This window comes from Desulfolithobacter dissulfuricans (assembly GCF_025998535.1).
Lineage (GTDB): Bacteria > Desulfobacterota > Desulfobulbia > Desulfobulbales > Desulfobulbaceae > Desulfolithobacter > Desulfolithobacter dissulfuricans.
The window spans coordinates 553,488-574,667 of sequence record NZ_AP024233.1; the positions used below are offsets into that span (position 1 = coordinate 553,488).

The 21,180-nt window shown below is 59.4% G+C and carries 20 protein-coding genes and 1 pseudogene; 19 read left to right on the top strand and 2 right to left on the bottom strand.

Features of this window, described 5'->3' with window-relative positions:
- The first annotated feature begins 448 nt into the window (after positions 1–448).
- The 19 genes and pseudogenes from GF1_RS02290 (at position 449) to GF1_RS02380 (ending at position 20,175) form a co-directional block, all read left to right on the top strand.
- On the top strand, positions 449–2,275 hold the full coding sequence (locus tag GF1_RS02290; RefSeq protein ID WP_267928013.1) for a hypothetical protein: 1,827 nt from the start codon (positions 449–451) through the stop codon (positions 2,273–2,275).
- Positions 2,276–2,300: 25 nt separating this feature from the next.
- Positions 2,301–3,260, top strand: coding sequence for a coiled-coil domain-containing protein (locus GF1_RS02295; protein ID WP_267928014.1), 960 nt, complete (start codon positions 2,301–2,303; stop codon positions 3,258–3,260).
- 38 nt (positions 3,261–3,298) lie between these two features.
- Positions 3,299–4,330: a zinc-dependent alcohol dehydrogenase family protein gene (locus GF1_RS02300; protein ID WP_267928015.1), complete on the top strand. Its 1,032-nt coding sequence runs from the start codon at positions 3,299–3,301 to the stop codon at positions 4,328–4,330.
- Positions 4,323–4,844: a DUF456 domain-containing protein gene (locus tag GF1_RS02305; protein ID WP_267928016.1), complete on the top strand. Its 522-nt coding sequence runs from the start codon at positions 4,323–4,325 to the stop codon at positions 4,842–4,844. The genes GF1_RS02300 and GF1_RS02305 overlap by 8 nt, the downstream gene beginning before the upstream one ends.
- A gap of 221 nt (positions 4,845–5,065) precedes the next feature.
- Entirely contained in the window at positions 5,066–5,659 is a 594-nt protein-coding gene (locus GF1_RS02310; protein WP_267928017.1) for an alpha/beta fold hydrolase, read from the top strand.
- Positions 5,660–5,680: 21 nt separating this feature from the next.
- Positions 5,681–5,956, top strand: a complete 276-nt coding sequence (locus tag GF1_RS02315) for a hypothetical protein (protein WP_267928018.1) — start codon at positions 5,681–5,683, stop codon at positions 5,954–5,956.
- Complete coding sequence (locus GF1_RS02320) at positions 5,911–8,133, top strand: DNA topoisomerase (RefSeq protein WP_267928019.1); 2,223 nt, start codon at positions 5,911–5,913, stop codon at positions 8,131–8,133. The genes GF1_RS02315 and GF1_RS02320 overlap by 46 nt, the downstream gene beginning before the upstream one ends.
- A gap of 140 nt (positions 8,134–8,273) precedes the next feature.
- Positions 8,274–8,678 (top strand): ribosome silencing factor, encoded by a 405-nt coding sequence (gene rsfS / locus GF1_RS02325; protein WP_267928020.1) that lies wholly within the window; start codon positions 8,274–8,276, stop codon positions 8,676–8,678.
- 2 nt (positions 8,679–8,680) lie between these two features.
- Positions 8,681–10,239 (top strand): annotated as a pseudogene (gpmI, locus tag GF1_RS02330) (2,3-bisphosphoglycerate-independent phosphoglycerate mutase).
- Positions 10,240–10,347: 108 nt separating this feature from the next.
- A complete protein-coding gene (gene thrC, locus GF1_RS02335) occupies positions 10,348–11,739 on the top strand; it encodes a threonine synthase (RefSeq protein WP_267928021.1) in 1,392 nt (463 codons plus the stop codon).
- A 21-nt stretch (positions 11,740–11,760) separates the two neighbouring features.
- Positions 11,761–12,609: a purine-nucleoside phosphorylase gene (locus GF1_RS02340; protein WP_267928022.1), complete on the top strand. Its 849-nt coding sequence runs from the start codon at positions 11,761–11,763 to the stop codon at positions 12,607–12,609.
- A 33-nt stretch (positions 12,610–12,642) separates the two neighbouring features.
- Complete coding sequence (locus tag GF1_RS02345; protein WP_267928023.1) at positions 12,643–13,107, top strand: permease; 465 nt, start codon at positions 12,643–12,645, stop codon at positions 13,105–13,107.
- Positions 13,104–13,631, top strand: a complete 528-nt coding sequence (locus GF1_RS02350; protein ID WP_267928024.1) for a permease — start codon at positions 13,104–13,106, stop codon at positions 13,629–13,631. Before GF1_RS02345 ends, GF1_RS02350 begins: the two co-directional genes overlap by 4 nt.
- 96 nt (positions 13,632–13,727) lie before the next feature.
- On the top strand, positions 13,728–15,050 hold the full coding sequence (locus GF1_RS02355; protein WP_267928025.1) for an amidohydrolase family protein: 1,323 nt from the start codon (positions 13,728–13,730) through the stop codon (positions 15,048–15,050).
- Between the two features lie 213 nt (positions 15,051–15,263).
- Positions 15,264–15,449, top strand: coding sequence for a twin-arginine translocase TatA/TatE family subunit (tatA, locus tag GF1_RS02360; protein WP_267928026.1), 186 nt, complete (start codon positions 15,264–15,266; stop codon positions 15,447–15,449).
- A 71-nt stretch (positions 15,450–15,520) separates the two neighbouring features.
- Positions 15,521–15,769 (top strand): twin-arginine translocase TatA/TatE family subunit, encoded by a 249-nt coding sequence (locus tag GF1_RS02365; protein WP_267928027.1) that lies wholly within the window; start codon positions 15,521–15,523, stop codon positions 15,767–15,769.
- Positions 15,770–16,229: 460 nt separating this feature from the next.
- Entirely contained in the window at positions 16,230–17,372 is a 1,143-nt protein-coding gene (locus tag GF1_RS02370) for a class II glutamine amidotransferase domain-containing protein (RefSeq protein WP_267928028.1), read from the top strand.
- Positions 17,330–18,970, top strand: a complete 1,641-nt coding sequence (locus tag GF1_RS02375; protein ID WP_267928029.1) for a glutamate synthase-related protein — start codon at positions 17,330–17,332, stop codon at positions 18,968–18,970. Before GF1_RS02370 ends, GF1_RS02375 begins: the two co-directional genes overlap by 43 nt.
- A gap of 89 nt (positions 18,971–19,059) precedes the next feature.
- Positions 19,060–20,175, top strand: coding sequence for a 4Fe-4S dicluster domain-containing protein (locus tag GF1_RS02380; RefSeq protein ID WP_267928030.1), 1,116 nt, complete (start codon positions 19,060–19,062; stop codon positions 20,173–20,175).
- Positions 20,176–20,233: 58 nt separating this feature from the next.
- Here GF1_RS02380 and GF1_RS02385 read toward each other — a convergent pair whose 3' ends face one another.
- Positions 20,234–20,509: a hypothetical protein gene (locus tag GF1_RS02385; RefSeq protein ID WP_267928031.1), complete on the bottom strand. Its 276-nt coding sequence runs from the start codon at positions 20,507–20,509 to the stop codon at positions 20,234–20,236.
- A 56-nt stretch (positions 20,510–20,565) separates the two neighbouring features.
- Positions 20,566–21,093 carry a methylated-DNA--[protein]-cysteine S-methyltransferase gene (locus GF1_RS02390; protein WP_267928032.1) on the bottom strand — a complete coding sequence of 176 codons (528 nt, stop codon included), beginning with the start codon at positions 21,091–21,093 and terminating at the stop codon, positions 20,566–20,568.
- Positions 21,094–21,180 lie beyond the last annotated feature (87 nt).

The window sequence follows — 21,180 nt, forward strand, 5'->3', positions numbered from 1 at the left end:
AACTGAAACCCGGGAATATTTCAGTTCCCGTAGAAACCGATTGTCCGGGGCCGTGTTTTCTGCTATTTATTTTTCTGTTCCCTGAACTCGAGTGTTCCATCCATTTGTAACACTTTAGAAATACATAAATTGTACTTATCTATCTTGTTGCAGGGATAACGGTTACAGCACCAGGTCCAGGGAATGAAGTGTGCCGAGACTGTCCGAGCAGTTTTGCTGTACGTCGCCGCAGACACCCCATCTTTTCACGGTCGATCCCGTCCGCATAGAGGGGCTATCGGAGTCTCCCTTCGGTCGCTTACCTGCAGCCGGTCGCGCCTGCATAAATCCGGGGTGCCTGTGACCAGATACGTTTTGCTTCGGATCCCAGGGGAACGGAACAGTCTCCGTCTCCACCTCCGGTCGGAGGATCTCCGGCGGGAAAACAGCTGTAACCTGGAAAAAAAATATGGTGAAATCGTGTGTCCCCCATCGACCTCTGGGCAGGCTGCTCTGGTGCCTGATTCCCGCGGTGCTGCTTGGCGGCTGTGTGGCCGGCCAGCAGGTTATCGATCCCTACCAGGCCCGGAGTGAACGGGAAGCGGCCATGCAGGCGGCTCGGCAGCAGGAAGTGCGGGAGCCCTCGCCCCTGTCACCATCCACTACCACCCGGTCCCCTTCATCACTCCAGGCCGATACCACTACCCCGACGACCGGGGATGATCTCCTTATGCCCGTGCTGGCCCTTATCAACGACCGTATCTATGCCTATGAACAGAAACTGGAGGCATGGAAGGAGTTCAGTGCCCGGGCCGAGGAACTCGGTCTTGATCCCGAGCAGCAGGAGAAAATCACCTCCTGTCAGGAGCAGCTGCAAAATCTCTATGTGGGCTATAACGGCCTCCATGAAGTCCTGCTCCAGGAAGACAGGGTCGATGCGGCCCGGCTGCTGGCGGCCAGGTCCCTGCTGGAGCTGGAAAAAAAGGATATTGAGTTCCTTGAAGGGGATTGTTCCGGGCTGATCAGCGGTTCCGGCGGCACCACCCTGATCGCCACCACCCGCTCCCGCACCCTGCAGGAGGTACGCGAGGCCATTGACCAGGCCATGGTCGAGCGAAAGTATGACGAGGTGATCAGGCTCTACCGGGAGTTCACCGCAGATCCTGAACAGCAGCCGCCCTATGACATGACCTACCAGTATGGCACGGCCCTGCTGAAGTCGCGGGAAGATGAAGCGGCCAGGGATGTCTTTCTGGGGCTGCTTGAAGAGCTTAAGCGTCAGGATGCGGTCCGCAAGCAGTTTGAGCTTATGCAGCTTGTCGGCGACCTGCAGTTCGGGATGGAAGAGTACGAGCCGGCGAAAAAACAGTATAACGATATTGTTGATACCTACTCAAGGCTTGCGGATAAGAACGAGTGGGCCCTCCAGCAGCTGGCCTCCCTGGATGTGGGCGACCAGCAGGCCGACGAGGTTCGGGCCTATGCTGATCTGCTGCGGGCCTACCTGGAATATACCCCGGATCGGGATGGGTACCTGGTGGTGGAAAAGGCCCGTTCCTTCATCGATACCTACCCCTATTCACCGGTGGCCTCGGCGGTGGATCGTCTGCTTAAGACGGTGAAGGACCAGGCGGACACCTGGTTCAATACCAGTATCATGGCCAGGATCGATTCCCTGGCCGGGGAAAAGAAATACCAGGAAGCGCTGGAGCTGCTCCAGGACGTGGATCGCGGGATTCTGCCGCCGGAAAAACAGCAGCTGCTCAAGGAAAAGACCGAGGAACTGACCACCCTGCAGGCCATCGAGGCGGAAACCCGGCGGCTGCAGCGGGAGCAGGAGCTCCAGGAACAGTGGAACAGGGCCATGGCGCATCTCGAGGCCAAAGAGTATGATCAGGCCATTGAGATCTTTTCCAGCTTTCTGGATAATCCATCCTATGCCGGCAAGGCCCGGCAGCGGATCGATGAAGCGGCCCGTCTTGCCGCCCAGGAAGACAGACGCCGGGCCGCTGAACTTTTTGTGCGTGCCAACCGGACCCATGATCTGGAGAGTCGCAAGAAACTGCTGTTTGCTTCCCGGCGCCTGCTGCAGGATATTCTGGTGAAATATCCGCAGACAGACCTGACCGACAAGGTGAAGCGGAACCTGCAGCGGATCGAGGAAGAGATCGCGGCCATTGACCCGGCTCTGCTCGACAATCCGACCACGGTGGATGGCACACCGGTGGAACCGGAGATCCAACCTTCCATCACCGTACCTATTCCTGGAGATAAGGCAACAGGACAAGAGCAATAAAATCTGACTGAAGGAGTACGTGGCGATGAACAGAAACCTGATCATAGGTGCATTGGCTGCCCTGCTGGTCCTTGGCTCGATCTGGGGGCAGATCAACAACAAGAGCAGGATCTACCTGAAAGAGGAGCTGAAAAAGGTCGAGGCCCAGCTTGAGGAAGAGCGGAATCGGAGCTCCGAGGAGCAGAGCCAGGTCCTGAGCAAGACCGCCGAGTTGCAGAAAGAGGTCCAGGAACTCCAGGCCCAGCTGAGCCGGGCCCGGGAGGAACTGGTCGCTCTGCGTAAGGCCAACAAGGGTCTTGAAGCCCAGCTCTCCGAACGGGATGCGGTCAACCAGAAGCTTGCCCGGGAGAAGAATGACCTGGCGGCTCGCCTGGCCTCTCTTCAGGAGGCGGTTGCGGCCCAGGAGACGACCAACAGACAGCTCCAGGCCCTGCAGCAGCAGGTGGCCGACTGCAACGGTGCCCTGCAGCAGGCCCGGGAGCAGGTGGCCTCGCTCCAGAAAGAGCTGGAAACCAAAGACGCGTCCCTCAAGGATCTGCAGCAGCAGCTGGCCCAGGTGAGTTCGAAGGAGCAGGTTACCGAGCAGGCCAGGGAAGAGGTGACCGAGGTTACCCAGAATCTGCAGCAGCAGCTTCAGGAGGCTCGGCAGACCATCGAGGAGCTGCGGGACCAGCTGGTTGCCGCCGAGCATGACAACAAGGTGGCCATGGCCAGGCTGGAGCGGGAGCTGGAAGCGGCCCGGGCCCAGATCCTGGGTATGGAGAAGATCATCGACGAGAAGAATGCGGCCCTGGAAGAGACCAACCAGGAGCTCGATCGGTTGAAGATCAACATGGATGTTCTCCTGGCCAAGGTTGCTGAGCAGCGTGATGCCCTGCAGGAACTGCAGCAGGAGAATCAGGATCTGGCCAAGGAGCTGGCAATCAAAGATGAAGAGATCACCAGCCTGCGCGACAAGCTCATGCAGAGCCCGGTGCAGGAATAGCCGTTTTTTCTGCCCTGCATGGTATCGGTGCTGAGGCCATGAAGGCGCAGATCCTTGAAAAAACGGTTGCAGACATCCGGAAATCTCCGGAACCCCTCGTGCTTGTCCAGCGGGAGGTTCCGGATCCGCAACCGGGACAGATCCTGATCCGGGTTGCAGCCTGTGGTGTCTGTCACACCGAGCTTGACGAGATCGAATGCCGTACGCCGCCCCCGCACCTGCCCGTTGTTCCCGGCCACCAGGTGGTGGGCACCGTGGCGGCACTGGGTGAGGGTGCCCGCCGGTTCTCGGTCGGTGACCGGGTCGGGGTTGCCTGGATCTATTCGGCCTGCGGCCGTTGCGAATACTGCCTGGCCGGGCTGGAAAACCTCTGCCCGGAGTTCCGGGCCACCGGCCGGGACGCTGACGGGGGGTATGCCGAGTTCATGGTTGTGGGCGAGGATTTCGCCACCCCTATCCCTGATTCCCTGTCCGATATCCAGGCCGCGCCGTTGCTCTGCGCCGGGGCCATAGGATATCGTTCCCTCAAGCTGACCGGCCTGGAAAACGGCCAGCGTCTCGGCCTCACCGGCTTTGGCGGTTCGGGGCACCTGGTTCTCAAAATGGTGCGGTTTCTCTATCCCGAGACCGAAGTGTATGTCTTTGCCCGTAATCCGGTGGAGCGGGAATTCGGTCTGGAGCTTGGCGCTGTCTGGGCCGGGGATACCGGCGACACTCCGCCGGCACCGCTGCACGCCATTATCGACACCACCCCGGTCTGGACGCCAGTGGTGGCCGCCCTGGCCCACCTGGCCCCGGCCGGCCGACTGGTGATCAATGCCATCCGCAAGGAAGACTGGGACCGGGACGTCCTGCAGATCCTGGACTACCCGCGCCACCTGTGGCTGGAAAAGGAGATCAAGAGTGTGGCCAATGTCTGCCGCAGTGATGTCTCGGGATTCCTGGACCTGGCCGACCGGCTGGCCATTGTTCCGCAGGTTCAGACCTATCCCCTGGAAGAGGCCAACCGCGCCCTTTATGAACTGAAGACTGGCGCTGTTCGTGGTGCCAAGGTACTGAGCATTGCCTGACTCCATTCTTGCCTTTTTTCATTCCACCCTGGGCAACTCCCATCTCTGGGGCTTTCTTGCCGCCATCCCCTTTATCGTTGCCGGATTTGTCGGGGTGCTGCTGCCGGTCCTGCCCGGCACGGTGATGATCTTCTGCGGTTTTCTCCTCTACGGGTTCATCACCGGTTTTGATGGGCTGCAGCTGAGCTTTTTTGTCGGCCAGCTGGCCCTGGTGGGGCTTTCCTACCTGGTCGACTTCCTGGCCACCGCCCTGGGGGTACGGATGTACGGGGGCTCGAAGGCCGCGGCCTGGGGCGCGGTTCTTGGCTCGCTCCTGGTCTTTGTCATCGGTCCGCTCGGTATCCTGGTTGGTCCTCTGGTGGGCGCCATTGGTGGTGAACTGCTCATGGGGGAGGAGATCCGCCAGGCCCTGCACGCCGGGCTGGGCTCCTTTCTCGGTTTTGTCGGTGGCACGCTGGCCAAGCTGGTGATCTGCGCCATCATGGTGGCCTGGTTTGTGGTTAGTATCACCTGAGGCTCGTGCTGAAAAACCAGTGTCCCCTGCCGCCGGCGTCTGCTCTGTGCTGCCTGCGAAAAATTCCCTCTCCATCCACCACGGGTTCGTCACCCTGTAGAGCCCCGGGCCGGTGGGGTCGTATTGCTAATGGCAGTTGACAAAGGGGTGTATCTCGCTTACTTCTTGTTGCCATCATCTGTCTGCAACAACAGAATAACACCATAGTACTTTTTGGAAAAATGACTGATATTACAACGAAAGAGATGACTGTTTCCGGGTGTGAGCTCCATGCTCTCGAAGCTGGCAGCGGCCATGATGTCCTGCTCCTGCACGGGATGAAGTTTCAGGCCGCCACCTGGAAAGAACTGGGAACCCTGGAAAAACTGGCCAAAATCGGATACCACGCCGTGGCTCTTGATATGCCGGGTTTCGGCGGTTCTCCGGCCTGCGATCAGGATCAGGATACGGTCCTGGCCGATTTTGTCAGGGATGTCGGTCTGAACAGGCCGGTCCTGGTGGGGCCCTCCATGGGGGGACGGATCGCTCTGGAGTTTGCCATCAACCATCCGGACATGGTGAGCCGCCTGGTACTGGTTGGCCCGGTGGGGGTCGAGGAGAACCAGGAGCACCTCGCCCGGATCAGGGTTCCGACCCTGGTTATCCGCGGCTCCGAGGACCAGATTTCGCCGGCCTCCAGTGCACAGATGCTGGTTTCGTCTGTTCCTGACTGTCAGCTGGTGGTTTTTGAGGGCGCACCGCATCCCTGCTACCTGGACCAGCCCGAATTGTGGCACTCCACCCTGCTTGATTTCCTCGGCAATCCGGCTGCCTAATCCTGACCTCCACGCAAATTCATGGGAAAAACACTTATAATTGCCGAGAAACCAAGCGTTGCCGGCGATATTGTCAAGGCGCTGCCCGGCCGGTTCAAGAAAACCAAGACCCACTGGGAAAGTGAAAACTATATTGTCTCCTATGCCATTGGCCACCTGGTATCCATAGCCTATCCCGAAGAGGTTGATCCCAAGTACCAGAAATGGAGTCTGGAGAACCTGCCCATCCTTCCGGAGGAGTTCCCCTCACCGTGTTGCCTGGTACCAAGTCCCAGTACAACGCCCTGGCCAAGCTGATCCGGCGCCGGGATGTGGAGGTGATCGTCAATGGCTGTGATGCCGGGCGCGAGGGTGAGCTGATCTTCAAGTACATCATGAAGAAGGCGGCCACCAAATCCACGGCCGGTAAAAAGATCCGCCGGCTCTGGCTCCAGTCCATGACGCAAAGCGCCATCCGCGAGGGACTGGCCCGCCTTCGGGACAACGAGGAGATGCTGCCGCTGGAGGATACGGCCCTGTGCCGCTCCGAGGCCGACTGGCTGATCGGTATTAATGCCACCCGGGCGCTCACCTGTTACAATTCCCGCCATGGCGGCTTTCGTAAGACCCCCTGCGGTCGGGTGCAGACGCCGACCCTGTCCATGCTGGTCAAGCGCGAGGCTGAGCGGCGCAGTTTCAGGCCCACCCCCTATTGGGAGCTGCACGGCTGTTTTGCCGCCGATACGGTAACATATAACGGGGTGTGGATCGATCCGGAATTCCGTAAGGATCCGGGCAATCCCCACGCCAGGCAGAACCGGATCTGGGACCGGGAAAAGGCCGCGGCCATCCGGGAAAAATGTGAAGGCAAAGAGGCCCGGGTCACCGAGACCTCCAAGAAATCAACCCAGCGCTCGCCCGGGCTCTATGACCTGACGTCGCTGCAGAGGGAGGCCAACTCCAGGTTCGGTTTTTCGGCCAAGAATACCCTGGCCATTGCCCAGGCTCTCTATGAACGCCATAAGCTGATCACCTATCCCCGGACCGACAGCCGCCACCTGCCCGAGGATTACCTGCCCACGGTGCGCAAGGTGGTGACCTGCCAGAAGGGCTGGCAGTTCGGCCGCTTCGCCGAGGAGGCGCTGGCGAAGAAATATCTGAAAAAGGACAAGCGGATTTTCAATAACAAGAAGGTCAGTGACCATTTTGCCATCATTCCCACCGAGGTCCTGCCGGGGTCCCTGTCCGAACCGGAACAGAAGATCTACCAGATGATCGTCCAGCGGTTCCTGGCCGTGTTTTTCCCGCCGGCGGTGTTCCGCAACACCAGGCGGTTGTCCGTGGTCGAGGGCGAGACCTTTCTCACCGAGGGCAAGATCCTGGTGGAGCCTGGCTGGAAAGCCATCTACGGCAACCTGGAAAGCGGCAGTGACCTGCAGCCCCTGCCACCGGACAAGGTGGTTGTCTGCAGGGAGATCGAGCAGGAGGAGCACGAGACCAAGCCACCGCCAAGGTTTTCCGAGGCCACGTTGCTGTCGGCCATGGAAAATTCGGGCAAGCTGGTGGACGACGAGGAACTGGCCGAGGCCATGAAGGAACGCGGGCTGGGTACCCCGGCCACCAGGGCCTCGATCATCGAGAAGCTGCTCAATGAGAAATACATTGTCCGCGAGGGGAGGGAGTTGGTGCCCACCGGCAAGGCCTTTGAACTGCTCTCTCTCCTGGAGGTCCGCGATATCGATGTTCTTGCCTCGCCCGAGCTGACCGGCGAGTGGGAGTACAAGCTCAACCAGATTCTCAAGGGCGAGATGACCCGGCCCCAGTTCATGGCCGAGATTCGTGACATGACCCGGACCATTGTCGAAAAGGTCAAGGCCGGTGGCGGGCCGGAACGGAAAGAGGCCTCCTTTTCGCCGGTGAACGGGGTCCGGTTTTACGAGACCGCCACGGCCTGGGAGTCGGAGGACAAGAAACTGGTGATCCGCAAGGTGCTGGGTGGCCGGGTCATGGACGAGGAGGAAGTGGTGGCGCTGATCAAGGGTGAAACCATAGGACCGTACGGTGATTTCCGCTCCAAGAAGGGCAAGACCTTTTCCGCCTCCATTCATCTCAACAACTCCAAGGTGGAGTTTCTCTTTGCCGATTCCACCAGTGAGCTGGATATGGAGGGGATCAAGAAAGGGGAGGTGCTCGGGCTCTCGCCCATTGACCAGACACCGGTCTACGAGACGCCGTCGGCCTTCATGTCGGAATCGGCCCTGGAGGGCGATCGGGACAAGGGACTGCGGATCTCCAAGATCATCCTGGGCCGGCGGATCGATCCCGATCATATCCGCCAGCTGCTGGACAAGGGCAAGACAGAGTTGATCACCGGTTTTATGTCCAAGAAAAGGCGGCCCTTTGACGCCTACCTGACCCTGGATTCCAAGGGGAAACTCGGGTTCGAGTTTCCGCCGCGCAAGTCTGCGGTCAGGAAAGGGAAAAAGGCCGAGTGAGCCCAGGGGGGCGGTCCGTGGCCCTGCCCTGGGGCTGATAAAAATAGTTTGTACCGGGAGGAATGAACCGACCCATGAGGGGCGTCACTCCCCATCGCAAGCGAGATTCCGGTTGAACCGGACAGGAAAGAATCCTCATTATGCAGAAATTAAAGAAAGAGTACAGAGGACTGAGCGGTCGGGAACTGGCCGCGATCTCATGCCGGGTCGCCTCGGATACCAAGGCGGAGGATCTGGTGGTGCTGGACCTGCGCGGTCTGGCCACCTTCACCGATTATTTCGTGATCATGAGCGGTCGCTCGACCCGGCATGTTCAGGGCCTTGCCGAGGCCATCGAGGGGGAACTGAGTGCCAAGCGGATCACCACCAAGAACTGCGAGGGGCTGAGCGAAGGTCTCTGGGTCCTGCTTGATTTTGACGACCTGGTGATCCATATATTCTATCATGATACCCGTGAGTTCTATGACCTGGAAGGCCTCTGGCACGATGCGCCCAGGATCGATCCCGAAGCCCTGGTGGCCGAGACCACGGAGGACGAGGCCTGACTATGACCCATGCACCCCTGATACTGGCAATTCTTGATGGCTGGGGCATTGGTGAGCCGGTGCCCACCAATGCGGTCTATGTGGCCGATACTCCGAACATGGATCAATGGACCCGGGAATTTCCCTCGACCACGCTCGTGGCCCATAACGGCATGGTGGGTCTGCCCGAGGGCCAGATGGGTAATTCCGAGGTCGGCCATCTCAATATCGGGGCCGGCCGGATTGTCTACCAGGACTACACCCGGATCAACCTGGCCATTGAAAAGGGCGAGTTCTTTGACAATCCGGCCCTGGGCAAAGTCATGGACCGGGTGAAGGAGCGGGGCACGGCCCTGCATCTCTTCGGCCTGCTCTCCGATGGCGGGGTCCACTCCCATATCCGCCATCTCTTTGCCCTGCTGGAAATGGCGAGGCGCCGGGGGCTTGAGCGGGTCTACATCCACGCCTTCATGGACGGCAGGGATACCCCGCCCTCTTCGGGTATCGATTATATGCGCCAGCTGGCCCGGGAACTGGACCGGCTTGGCTGTGGTCAGGTGGCGACCATCAGTGGCCGCTACTATGCCATGGACCGGGATACCCGCTGGGACCGGGTGGAGAAGGCCTGGCAGGCCATGGTGGAAGGCAAGGGTATCCAGGCCACCGATCCGGTGCAGGCCATCCGCGATGCCTATGGACGGGGGGAGACCGATGAGTTCATCCTGCCCACTGTACTGGTCGATACCCGGGGCACACCCGTGGGCACTGTGGGGGACGGCGACGGTATCATCTTTTACAACTTCCGGGCTGACCGGGCCCGCGAGCTGTGCCGGGCCTTTATCTGGCCCGATTTCGACGGCTTCCCGGTGGATCACCGACCCCGGGTGGAGCTGGTTACCATGACCGAGTATGACGGCGAGTTCGATCTGCCGGTGGCCTTTCCGCCCCTCACCCTGACCCATATCCTGGGCGAAGAGGTGAGTCTCCACAACATGCGTCAGCTCCGGATCGCTGAAACCGAGAAGTACGCCCACGTGACCTATTTCTTTAACGGCGGCCGGGAGGAGCCCTTTGCCGGCGAGGACCGGATTCTGGTGGATTCACCCCGGGAGGTGGCCACCTATGACCTGAAACCCGAGATGAGTGCGGCCGAGGTGACCGATCGGCTGCTGGCTGCCCTGGACGAGAGTGAGGCGGCCGGAAAGCCCTATGATCTTGTGGTCCTCAACTTTGCCAATGGCGATATGGTCGGCCATACCGGGGTCCTCCCGGCGGCCGTCAAGGCCTGCGAAACCGTGGACCGGTGCCTGGGGCGCATCCGGGAGTGGATGAAGGCTCGGGCGGGGTCATGCTGGTCACCGCCGATCATGGCAATGCCGAGGTCATGGTGGACCCGGAAACCGGTGAACCCTACACCGCCCATACTCTCAATCCGGTGCCGCTTGTTCTGGTCAGTGACGCCCACCGGGGACGGCGTCTTGTCGATGGCGGCGCACTCAAGGACATCGCCCCCACCATCCTGGCGCTCCTTGATCTGCCCCGGCCGGACGAGATGGAAGGGGAGAGTCTCCTTCGTGACTGATCGACCCGGGATAACCAGCAGTTTCGTGCCCCTTGTGGCCAAGGTTACTGATGCGGCAATATTGTCATCCCATAACAAAAATTTCTATAACCGAGCTGAATAAAAAATATGCGCTACATAAGTACCCGCGGCGGAATCGAGCCCATATCGTTCAAACAGGCAGTGATGATGGGCCTTGCCCGGGACGGCGGTCTGCTGCTTCCGGAAAGGCTTCCCTCCATTGACCGGACCAAGCTGGAATCGTGGCGTAATCTGCCTTACCAGTATCTGGCCCGGGAGGTCCTGGAACTCTTCATCGACGATATCGACCGGCTGGACCTGGAAGTGCTGGTGGAAAATTCCTACGCCTCCTTCCGGCATCCCCAGGTGACTCCCATACGAAAAGTCGGGGACCTTTTTATCCTGGAACTCTTCCACGGCCCCACCCTGGCCTTCAAGGACGTGGCTCTGCAGCTGCTCGGCAACCTCTTTGAGTATCAGCTCAAGGAGTCGGGCAGTTTCATGAACATCATCGGCGCCACCTCCGGTGATACCGGCAGCGCCGCCATCTACGGCGTCCGGGGCAAAAAGGGGATCAATATCTTTATCCTTCATCCCCATGGCCGCACCAGCCGGATTCAGGCCCTGCAGATGACCACGGTGCTGGACGAGAATGTGTTCAATATCGCCATCCGCGGCACCTTTGACGATGGCCAGGCCATTGTCAAGGAGCTCTTCGGCGACCTGGAATTCAAGGATCAGTACCACCTCGGGGCCATCAACTCCATCAACTGGGCCCGGGTGCTGGCCCAGGTGGTCTACTACGTGTATGCCTACATCAAGTTGTGGCGAAACGGCATGGACAGTGTGGATTTCTCGGTGCCCACCGGCAATTTCGGTGATATCTTTGCCGGGTACGTGGCCAAACACCTCCTGCCCGAAGGATGCATCAACCGTTTGATCCTGGCCACCAATGAAAACGATATCCTCAGCCGGTTCGTCAACCAGGGTGACTACTCCAAGAGCACGGTCCGGCCGACTTTCAGTCCGTCCATGGATATCCAGATAGCCTCCAATTTCGAGCGCTATCTCTACTACCTGCGTGGTGAGGATCCTGAGCAGGTGCGCCGAGACATGGAAACCTTTGCCCGGGATGGCCGGCTGGATTTTTCAGGTCTGCGCGACCAGGTGGCCCGGGATTTCGTTTCCCGCCGTGTCAGCGAAGAGGAGACTATTGAAACCATTGCCGACGTGCACCGGGAGCATGGCTATCTCCTGGATCCGCACACGGCGGTTGGGGTCCGGGCGGCCCGGGAACTTGGCGGAGAACGGCCGGTGGTCTGCCTGGCCACGGCCCATCCGGCCAAGTTTGGCGATGCGGTGAAAAAGGCCATCGGCACCGAGCCGGAGCTGCCGCCGCCCCTGGCCGACCTGGAGAGCCGGGAGAGCCGCTGCGAGATTCTGGACGCCGACACCGAAAAGGTCCGAAACTTTATCAGGGAGCATGCCCTCAGGGGGTAACCAGGGGCGGGAAAGGTGGCCATGACCATTTTTGCCATGCAGGAGTACACCGAGCAGGTTGAGGAAACAGTGGCCTGGCTCGGGGCCAGGCTGGATGAAAAACCCGAGTACCTGATCCAGCTCGGCACCGGCCTGGGCGAGCTGGCCCGGGCCATGGAGGTGGATGTCCGGATCGCCTACGAGGATATTCCCCATTTTCCCTTCTCCACGGTGGAGTCCCATCCCGGATACCTGGTCTGTGGCCGGCTGGCTGGTAAACCGGCCGCCATTCTTCAGGGCCGGGTCCATTATTACGAGGGATATCCGGCCCGGCGGGTCGCCTTTCCCATCCGGGTCCTGTCCCTGCTCGGAGTCCACACCGCGATCATCACCAATGCCAGTGGCGGCCTCGATCCGGCCATGAAACCCGGCACCATCATGATCTTTGCCGATCATCTCAATTTCCTTGGCGACAACCCCCTGCGGGGGCCCAACATCGATGCCTGGGGGCCGCGTTTTCCCGACCTTTCCAGGCCCTATGATCCGGAGCTGCAGGCTCTGGCCCGGCGGGCCGCAGAGGAGCTCGGCATCGCCTGGATATGCAGCGGCACCTATGTCTGTATACCGGGGCCGAGCCTGGAAACCCCGGCCGAGACCCGCTATCTGCGCGGCTGCGGGGCCGATGCGGTGGGCATGTCCTCCATTCCCGAGATCCTGGTCGCCATCCATGGCGGGCTGCGGGTGCTCGGCTTGTCCGTGGTGGCCAATGTCAATGATCCCGACAATATGGCCCCGATCCTGCTCGACGATATCGTCCGCGCGGCCCGGGCGGCGGAGCCGGATCTGCAGCGGCTCATCGAAAAGATCCTCCACCTGGACCGTCCGGCCTGAGACAGGCCGTGTGCTCCAGCCGTCCGACGAAATATGCAAGCTGACGAGAGAAGAGGGGTGGACAGGGACAATCAGAAACCAACCCTTGTCCGGTCACTGAAGAAAAGCGCTCTGACGTTTGGCTCCATGGCGCCCATGTTTCTGGGTATCATGGGGTTGGTCGGTCTGATCCAGGTCCTGGTCTCCCCCAGGGATCTGGCCGCCCTGTTTCGGGGCAATCCCCTGCTCGACACCCTCACCGGCACCGTGGCCGGGGCGGTTGCCTCGGGTAATCCGGTAGTCAGCTACCTGCTCGGCGGTGAACTGCAGCAGCAGGGGGTTGCCCTCTATGCGGTGACCGCCTTTATCCTCTCCTGGGTGACCCTTGGTTTTGTTCATCTTCCGGTGGAAGCTGCCATGCTGGGCCGCCGGTTCACCGTGTACCGCAATGTCCTGGCCTTTGTCTTCACCATGCTCATCGCTGTTGCCACCACCCTGACCATGCGGTTTGTGTCATGACCGGGGAAAAGGGCGGCAGAAGGACCCGGTTGCGGGGTATTCCTTTTTTTCTTCTGGTGGCGACCGCCTACACAATACTCTTTTTCCATGACCGGAATCAGGCCCTGCTGGCCCTGCACAGGGGCGGGACTATCCTGGTTCGGATCCTGCCGGTTCTTGTGGTGGTTATCCTGTTCACCGGGCTGGTCAACTACCTGCTCCGGCCCGGACAGATAGTCAAACATCTGGGAAAAGGCAGCGGACTGCGGGGCTGGCTTATCGCCCTCATGGCTGGAGTGATCAGCCATGGGCCCATGTATGTCTGGTATCCCATGATCCAGGACCTGCGCAGTCAGGGAACCCGGGACGGACTGATAGTCGCCTTCCTGTATGCCAGGGCGATCAAGGTTCCTTTCCTGCCGTTGATGATCGATTATTTCGGCCTTGGCTTTACCCTGGTGCTTTCCTGTTATATTCTGCTCGGGTCCTTTATCCAGGGCTGGATCATGGAGCTGTTGTCCGAGCCCGGGCGGCGGGCAGGTTGAAATACGTTCACGGAGATTTTTTTTGTTTTTCGGGTCCCCGGGGGAGGAAATCCTGCCGGTGTCCTGGAAAAAGACATCTGGGAGGGATGGAAAATCATGGCGGACCTTCTTGTCACGGGAAAATATCTTGTCAGCATCGACGACGACCACACCATAATCGACAATGGTGGCCTGGCGATAACCGGCGATACTATTACAGCCGTCGGCCCGGCAGACGAGCTGCGCGGTCGCTATCCCGGGGCCGAGGAACTGTACGAACCCCATGGCCTGATCATGCCGGGACTGGTCAATGTCCACACCCATGCGGCCATGGCCTGCTTCCGGGGCCTGGCCGATGATCTGGAACTCATGCAGTGGCTGCAGGAGTACATTTTTCCGGCTGAATCCAACCTGACCGGCGAGGTGGTCTACTGGTCCACCATGCTGTCCATATGCGAGATGATCCGCTCCGGGACCACGAGTTTCTGCGACATGTATCTCTTTGCCGCCGAGGTGGCCCGGGCGGCGGCCGATGCGGGTATGCGGGCCTGGATCGGCGAGGTGCTCTATGATTTTCCCTCTCCCAGCTACGGAGAGCTGGAAAACGGGTTTGCCTGCTGTGAAAAACTGTTTGCGACCTATGCAACCCATCCACTCATAACCATCACCCTGGATCCCCATGCGGTCTATACCTGTTCACCGGAACTGCTGGTCCGGCTCGGGGAGCTGGCCCGGGAAAAGGAGGCCCTCTATGTGATTCATCTTGCCGAAACAGAGGTTGAAGTGGCAACCTGCCTGGAACGCTACGGGGTGAGACCGGTCCAGCATCTGGAACAGCTGGGGTTGCTCGGGCCGGGCATGGTGGCCGATCACTGCGTCCAACTGACCGGAGAGGAGATTGAGCTCATGGCCGAGCGGGGAGTGGGGGTAGCCCATTGTCCCGAGTCCAACATGAAACTGGCCTCCGGAATTGCGCCGGTGCCGGACATGCTGGCCGCAGGGCTGGCCGTGGGCCTGGGCACTGACGGGGCAGCCTCCAACAATGATGTGGACATGTTTGGCGAGATGTCGTCCGCGGCGCTCATCCACAAGGGATCACGGCTTGATCCCACGGTGATGGACGCGCGCACCACCCTGCACATGGCCACCCGTGGCGGGGCTCGGGTTCTCCAGGCCGGGGAGCGGATCGGCAGCCTGGAGCCGGGTAAAAAGGCGGACTGTATCGTCCTTGATCTGCATCAGCCCCATCTCACCCCGCTCTATAATCCGCTTTCCCACCTGGTGTACGCGGCCAGGGGCGGCGATGTGGTCCATTCGATCATAAACGGCCGGATCGTCATGCGGGATCGGCAGCTTACCACGGTGAAGGAGGCCGAGGTTTTTGGAGCCATGGACCGGATCAGCCGGGAGATAGGTAAAATCAAGGGGAATCGGAGTTGACAGCGCCGGTGGCAAGGTGATATGGTTTGCTGCACAGCGTGATGAGTCCGGACAGAGGGTTCCGGGTTCCAGGACTTCCGTCGGGTACGTTGGTATTATCTGATATTGTCATGGCAGATACGGTATAACAAATACAAATAATTTTCGTCACGAGTGCAGGGTGTAATACGGATATGTCTCCTGTTTTCGGACGAAACATAGAGAGGTGACATAATGTTCGGACTTGGAATGCCTGAACTGATCATCATCCTGGTGATTATCGTGATCATATTCGGGGCCGGCAAGCTGCCTGAGATCGGAGCTGGTATCGGCAAGGGTATCAAGAATTTCAAGGAAGCCACCAAGGATGAGTCCAAGCAGAAGACCATTGAGGAAGACAAGGCGGACAAGGAGAGCTGAAGCTGTTTTCTCTCCTGCTGTGCACCGTTGTCAGCCAATGTAACCTGAACTGAACCCTGGGATGTGAAACTATGTTTGGACTTGGTACACCGGAACTTATCGTTATCCTGGCCATTGCCTTTCTCTTCTTTGGTGGAAAAAAACTGCCGGAGATCGGTTCGGGGCTCGGAAAAGCCATCGGCAGTTTCAAGAAAGGGCTTGATGACGCGGAAGAGGCAGGCGTTGATCTTAAGAGGAGCCTGCCCGGCGTCAAGGAAGTGACCGCGGTCAAGGAGAAAGTGGATAAAGCCCGTGATATAACCCAGGTCTTGACCAAATAGACAGCTCGTCAGTTGTCCGGGTGTGATATCGTGGCAGGGCGCCGCGTCTTTTTGGTTGTTTTTCAGTCCGTTTTTCCCCGCTCTTTTTCTTCTTCTGTCTTGACAGAGAGCAACTTTCCTTGTAATCGTCTTTTCTTGCCATCTGCCCACTGTCCGGGTTGACGGAATTCTTGCCAGACATGTTGCGGGGCAAGAGACCCTGTTTGCAGGTTTCCACCTGTCTTTTCTGTTCTGTTTTTCTGATAGCTGCCACCTGAAAGGACAGTGTTCCCTCCTGCAGGTAAGCGAGCTTGCGAGACTCCGGGTAAGCGAGCTTGCGAGACTCCGGGTCGTGTCCTGAGGTGGTCCCTGCATGGCCGGGTGATAATCCTGCATACGACCGATGAATTTGATTGAGACAATGTCAGACCATGGGATCAGGGTCTGGTGATCAGCATAGAAACGTTTCCAGGGGGAGTGTATGTGTCGTTTAGCTCTGAAAAGTGCTGATGATCCCTTTTCGCCCTATGAAGTGCTTACGGCCATGGAGGCCATGCGCGAGGGCTACGACGGAAGTGGTCTGGGACTGCTTCTGCGGGGGATCAGCTTTGAGGATTTCAACTATAAGCCCAACCGGCCGATTCTTTCCGGTATAGTTCAGTCGGAAGCTGCGCTGCACCGGTTGAACAAGTTCATGGAAGATCGCGGGTTCGAGCTGCGCTACGACCATGAGTTTGACCTGGATCGCCGGGTGCTCGAGGTGGGGGATCAGTACAAGTACGTGATTCGCGTCTACCGGCTGCCCGATGACTGGAGTAGCAAGAGCGAGGAAGAGGTGGAGAACCTGCTCATGCACACGCGGCTCGATCTCCGGCGGGACGGAGAAGAGCACGACGGTGACCTGACGGTTTTCTCCTTCTGGCCGGACGTGATGATGATCAAGGAAGTGGGCTGGCCGCTGCAGGTGGGGGACGGACTCTCTCTGCACGATGGCCGGATCAAGGCCCGGGTCGTCATGGCCCAGGGGCGGCAGAACACCAACTACGGTATCAACCTCTATGCCTGCCACCCCTTCTTCATCCAGGGTATATCCACGATGACCAACGGTGAGAACACCGCTTTTGTTCCCATCCGTGACTGGTTGCTCGGTCTGCACAAGCCCGGCTATCAGGGCTATCAGTCCGACTCCGAGGTCTTCACCCACATCCTCCATTACACCTTGAAAGAGCTGAAACTGCCTCTTCAGGCCTACAAACACATCATCACCCCGCTCAAGACCGAAGAGCTGGAGAAACATCCCAGCGGGGATTTTCTCCGCGGCCTGCGCGACAGCTGTCGCCGACTCATCATCGACGGTCCCAACTGTGTGATCGGGACCCTGTCCGATGAAACCTGCCTGATGGTGATGGATCATAAGAAGATGCGTCCCGGTACCGTGGGTGGGCGTCCCGGCTGCTGGGCCATGGCGTCCGAGATGTGCGGGGTGGAATCCCTGGTGCCGGACCGGGACCGCAGTCTTGATTTTCAACCCATGCGCGAACATACAGTCATCATTCCGCCAGATAGAAAGGAGCTTGTCATATGGAGTCAATTCGATCCATATCCGTTGGCCCAGGCAGCCTGACCTATACGGATTTTCCCTGGATCATCGAGCATAACGAGGACCGCTGTGTCCTGTGCGGCAAGTGCGCCGCTGTCTGCCCGATGGAGTCGCTTGAGTTGTCGTATTCGCGCAGCAGGGTGCCGAAACTCGATATTCTCAAGAAAAAACGTCAGTCCGAGTACAAGGTGGTGGTCGGTATCCGCCAGAAGACCGACACCGCCCATCGCTGTGTGGGCTGCGGCATGTGTTCCATGGTCTGCCCCAATGCGGCCATCGGACCGCGGTACAACGACAACGAGCACCGCACGGTGTTCTTTGCCGACAAGAAGGGCGATCCCTACAAGCGCGGCGGCCGGAAGAACCAGCCCGGTCCGACCCTGCTTGACCGGATAGTTTTTGACCGTATCTCCATGTTGACCGATCCGGCCCTGGATGCGGGCCGGCACGAATTCTACATGAATACGGTGCTTGGCCGGGTGCTGCCGCCGGAAGAGTTTCTCCGCCGCAAGCAGAGCGGTGAATGGATTCCGCCCACCCGGGAGATATTTCCCTTTATCATCGGTGGGATGTCCTTTGGTGCACTCTCGCCCAACATGTGGCTCGGGATGCTCCAGGGCGTGGCCTACTGCAACGAGGTTCTGGGAATTCCGGTGGTCATGTCCACCGGTGAGGGTGGCTGCCCTCCCTGGGTTCTGCGGAGCCCCTATCTCAAGTACCTGATTCTGCAGATCGCTTCAGGCTATTTCGGCTGGGACGAGATCATCCGCGCCATTCCGGAAATGGTCTGCGACCCATGCGCCATCGAGATCAAGTACGGTCAGGGGGCCAAGCCCGGCGACGGCGGGTTGCTCATGGGATTCAAGGTCAGCAAACTGATCGCCCGGCTCCGGGGTGTGCCCCAGGGAGTGGACCTGCCGTCTCCGCCTGTGCATCAGACCCTGTATTCCATCGAGGAGTCGGTGGGCAAGATGATCCAGTCGCTTTCCACCCTCTTTGGTTTCCGGGTTCCGGTCTATCCGAAGATCTCGGCTACGACCTCGGCCAAGGCGGTTCTCAATAACCTGGTCCGCAACCCCTTTGCCAGTGGTCTGTGCATCGACGGTCTGGATGCCGGTACCGGGGCAGCCTACAATGTCTCCATGGATGCCATGGGCCATCCCATTGCCTCCAATATCCGTGAATGCTATCTCGAACTCTGCAAGCAGGGCCGTCAGAACGAGATCCCGCTTTTTGCCGCCGGCGGTGTGGGCAAAAACGGCAACATCACCCAGAACGGCATGGCCCTGATCATGCTCGGGGCCTCGGGAATCCACGTGGGCCGCTACATCATGCAGGCTGCGGCCGGCTGTCTTGGTAACGAGAAGAATCGCTGCAATATCTGCAATATCGGCCTCTGTCCCAAGGGTATCACCAGTCAGAACCCCAAGCTGTATCGCCGGCTGGATCCGGATCAGGTGGCCGAGCGGGTGGTGGAGGTCTTCCTCTCCATTCGGACCGAGATGAAGAAGATCATGGCCCCCTTGGGCCGGTCCCAGAGTCTGCCAGTCGGCATGTCGGACGCCCTTGGTATCGCCGATGCCGAGGTGGCGAAGCGGCTGCAGATCAAATACGTTTGTTAAGAGGTTCCGGGCCCCGGCGGGGATCAAGGGATTGGTATCCCGACCCCGGTGACAGGGGCTGGATATAAGAGAACAGGAGTGACGAACCAGTGAGTACACCACAGGTCATCAAGGGCTTTGACGCGCAGGGACGACGGATTCCGTCCAAGGATCTGGACGAGTTGATCCGTGCGGCGCTCAAGTCCGGCAATTATATCAGGATAGAGTCCTATGGACAGCATAACATAGGTTGCCGGCTCCACGGTGACGAACCGATCACCATCGAGGTGACCGGGCCGGTGGGCCAGCGTCTGGGTGCCATGGGGATGCCGGGTACCACAATTATAAGCGAGGGCCCGGCCTCCGATGATGTCGGCTGGCTTAACATCGGTGCCGATATCATCGTCAAGGGAGATGCCACCAACGGCGTCTGTAACGCCATGGCCGCCGGCCGGGTGATGATCGGCGGTTCCATCGGCTCCCGCGGCCTGACCATGACCAAGTGGAATCCTGAATACGACCGGCCGGAACTGTGGGTGCTTGGCTCGGTGGGAGATACCTTTGCTGAATTCAACTGCGGCGGGGTGGCCGTGGTCTGCGGGGTTGAACCGAAGCGGCCCGGAACGGTGCTGGGTTACCGTCCCTGCGTGGGCATGGTGGGTGGCTGGATCTACTATCGGGGCGAAACCGACGGCACCTATGCCCGCAACTCCGCCCGGGAGCAGGAACCCGATGATGTCCAGTGGCAGTGGCTCATGGACCGGATGCCCGAGTTCCTCGATAAGATCGGCCGGCCCGAACTGCTCGAGACCCTGTCCAGGCGCGAGGAGTGGAAGGTCCTCGTGGCCATGACCCCCCAGGAGAAGGCCAAGCTGCTCAAGGGGCCGATGTCCATGGCCGAGTTCCGCCGGGAACACTGGGACAAGACTTTTAAAAACGGTGATCCCCTGGCCGATCTGGCTCCGGATCTGGATCGCAGTCCCATCCCGGTGATCGTCACCGGTGAACTGCGTCGCAAGAAACCGGTCTGGACCAGTCCCGGCGCTCAAGGCAAGCCGTGCCGAGACTGTCATCTCTGTGAAACAGTATGTCCGACAGCGGCTATCAGCCGTCAGGAGTCGGATGAGCGGTTTGGCTATGTGTCCAATGACGACAAATGCATAGCCTGCGGCTTCTGCCGCGATGTGTGTCCGGTTTCCATCTGGCACATGGAGCCCCTGCCATAGGCGGGAGCCTTTCCATAGGGTGATACGAGCAGGGGCGAGGTGATCCACCTCGCCCCTGCTATTTTTTTATGAACCTGAGACGGACCTTGTATTTTCTCCGGTCCAGGTCTTTGGGCAGCACGGTGCCGTTGGGCACCAGCAGCGTCAGTACCCGGCCATTGGCCGGATCCTGGCGGAATTCCTTTCTCCGCTCCTCGTCCTGGGGGCCGCGGACAGACTTTCTTGGCTCCCGCACGTCCAGGATCTCCGCTTCCACTGTGGTCCCGCCTGTGAAACCTGGTTTGTTCGATGGTGGACCGGTTGGCTGGATAGCTCCGATAATGATGTCGACCATGATCATTCCTCCCTGAATGAACCTTTCTGGTTTTTTATCGGTAAAACAACCGGTTTTCAATAGGTTTTTTCAGGGCGCCCGGTGAGAAACAGCCGGCCGCGTCGTTGTTCGGTCCTCCAGCCCTCCAGTTCCAGCAGATACTTTTTCATCGCTATCCCGGCGGCAAAACCGGTCAGGTTCCGGTCGGCGCCAATGACTCGATGGCAGGGGATGACCAGAGGCAGCGGGTTGGCGCCGGCAGCCCGCCCCACGGCCCTGGCCAGGTTCATCTTGCCCAGGGCCCGGGCCACCTGGCCGTAACTCCACACATCCCCCCAGGGTATATTCTGCAGTGCATCCCAGACCTTTTTTTCAAACGCTGTTCCACTGATGGAAAGCGGCAGGGTGAAGTCCCGGCGAACTCCTTTGAAATACTCTGTTATCTGCTGCCGGGCCTGGCTGAGGACAGGGTCTGTGGGAGGCGTGGTCTCCGGGACCAGATCGCGAGGCGATGCTCCAGGTAACCGGATCCGGCACAGGCCCTGCCGGTCGGCAATGATCCGGACAGGGCCGATCGGAGTGAGGAAGGTGTGGTGGACAGACATGGCAACCGCTGCTCCTGGATGTGCGAACTGTGTTGTGGCGCGGAATGCTTTTGGCTCTAATAAAAAAGAATAGCGCCTTGACTTACC

Coding starts and splice junctions, on each gene's coding strand:
- GF1_RS02375 (WP_267928029.1), top strand. CDS start 17,330: ATGGAGTCAATTCGATCCATATCCGTTGGCCCAGGCAGCCTGACCTAT.
- thrC (WP_267928021.1), top strand. CDS start 10,348: ATGCGCTACATAAGTACCCGCGGCGGAATCGAGCCCATATCGTTCAAA.
- GF1_RS02345 (WP_267928023.1), top strand. CDS start 12,643: ATGCAAGCTGACGAGAGAAGAGGGGTGGACAGGGACAATCAGAAACCA.
- GF1_RS02295 (WP_267928014.1), top strand. CDS start 2,301: ATGAACAGAAACCTGATCATAGGTGCATTGGCTGCCCTGCTGGTCCTT.
- GF1_RS02340 (WP_267928022.1), top strand. CDS start 11,761: ATGACCATTTTTGCCATGCAGGAGTACACCGAGCAGGTTGAGGAAACA.
- GF1_RS02355 (WP_267928025.1), top strand. CDS start 13,728: ATGGCGGACCTTCTTGTCACGGGAAAATATCTTGTCAGCATCGACGAC.
- GF1_RS02385 (WP_267928031.1), bottom strand. CDS start 20,509: ATGGTCGACATCATTATCGGAGCTATCCAGCCAACCGGTCCACCATCG.
- GF1_RS02365 (WP_267928027.1), top strand. CDS start 15,521: ATGTTTGGACTTGGTACACCGGAACTTATCGTTATCCTGGCCATTGCC.
- GF1_RS02390 (WP_267928032.1), bottom strand. CDS start 21,093: ATGTCTGTCCACCACACCTTCCTCACTCCGATCGGCCCTGTCCGGATC.
- GF1_RS02300 (WP_267928015.1), top strand. CDS start 3,299: ATGAAGGCGCAGATCCTTGAAAAAACGGTTGCAGACATCCGGAAATCT.
- rsfS (WP_267928020.1), top strand. CDS start 8,274: ATGCAGAAATTAAAGAAAGAGTACAGAGGACTGAGCGGTCGGGAACTG.
- GF1_RS02370 (WP_267928028.1), top strand. CDS start 16,230: ATGTGTCGTTTAGCTCTGAAAAGTGCTGATGATCCCTTTTCGCCCTAT.
- GF1_RS02350 (WP_267928024.1), top strand. CDS start 13,104: ATGACCGGGGAAAAGGGCGGCAGAAGGACCCGGTTGCGGGGTATTCCT.
- GF1_RS02290 (WP_267928013.1), top strand. CDS start 449: ATGGTGAAATCGTGTGTCCCCCATCGACCTCTGGGCAGGCTGCTCTGG.
- GF1_RS02315 (WP_267928018.1), top strand. CDS start 5,681: ATGGGAAAAACACTTATAATTGCCGAGAAACCAAGCGTTGCCGGCGAT.
- GF1_RS02310 (WP_267928017.1), top strand. CDS start 5,066: ATGACTGATATTACAACGAAAGAGATGACTGTTTCCGGGTGTGAGCTC.
- tatA (WP_267928026.1), top strand. CDS start 15,264: ATGTTCGGACTTGGAATGCCTGAACTGATCATCATCCTGGTGATTATC.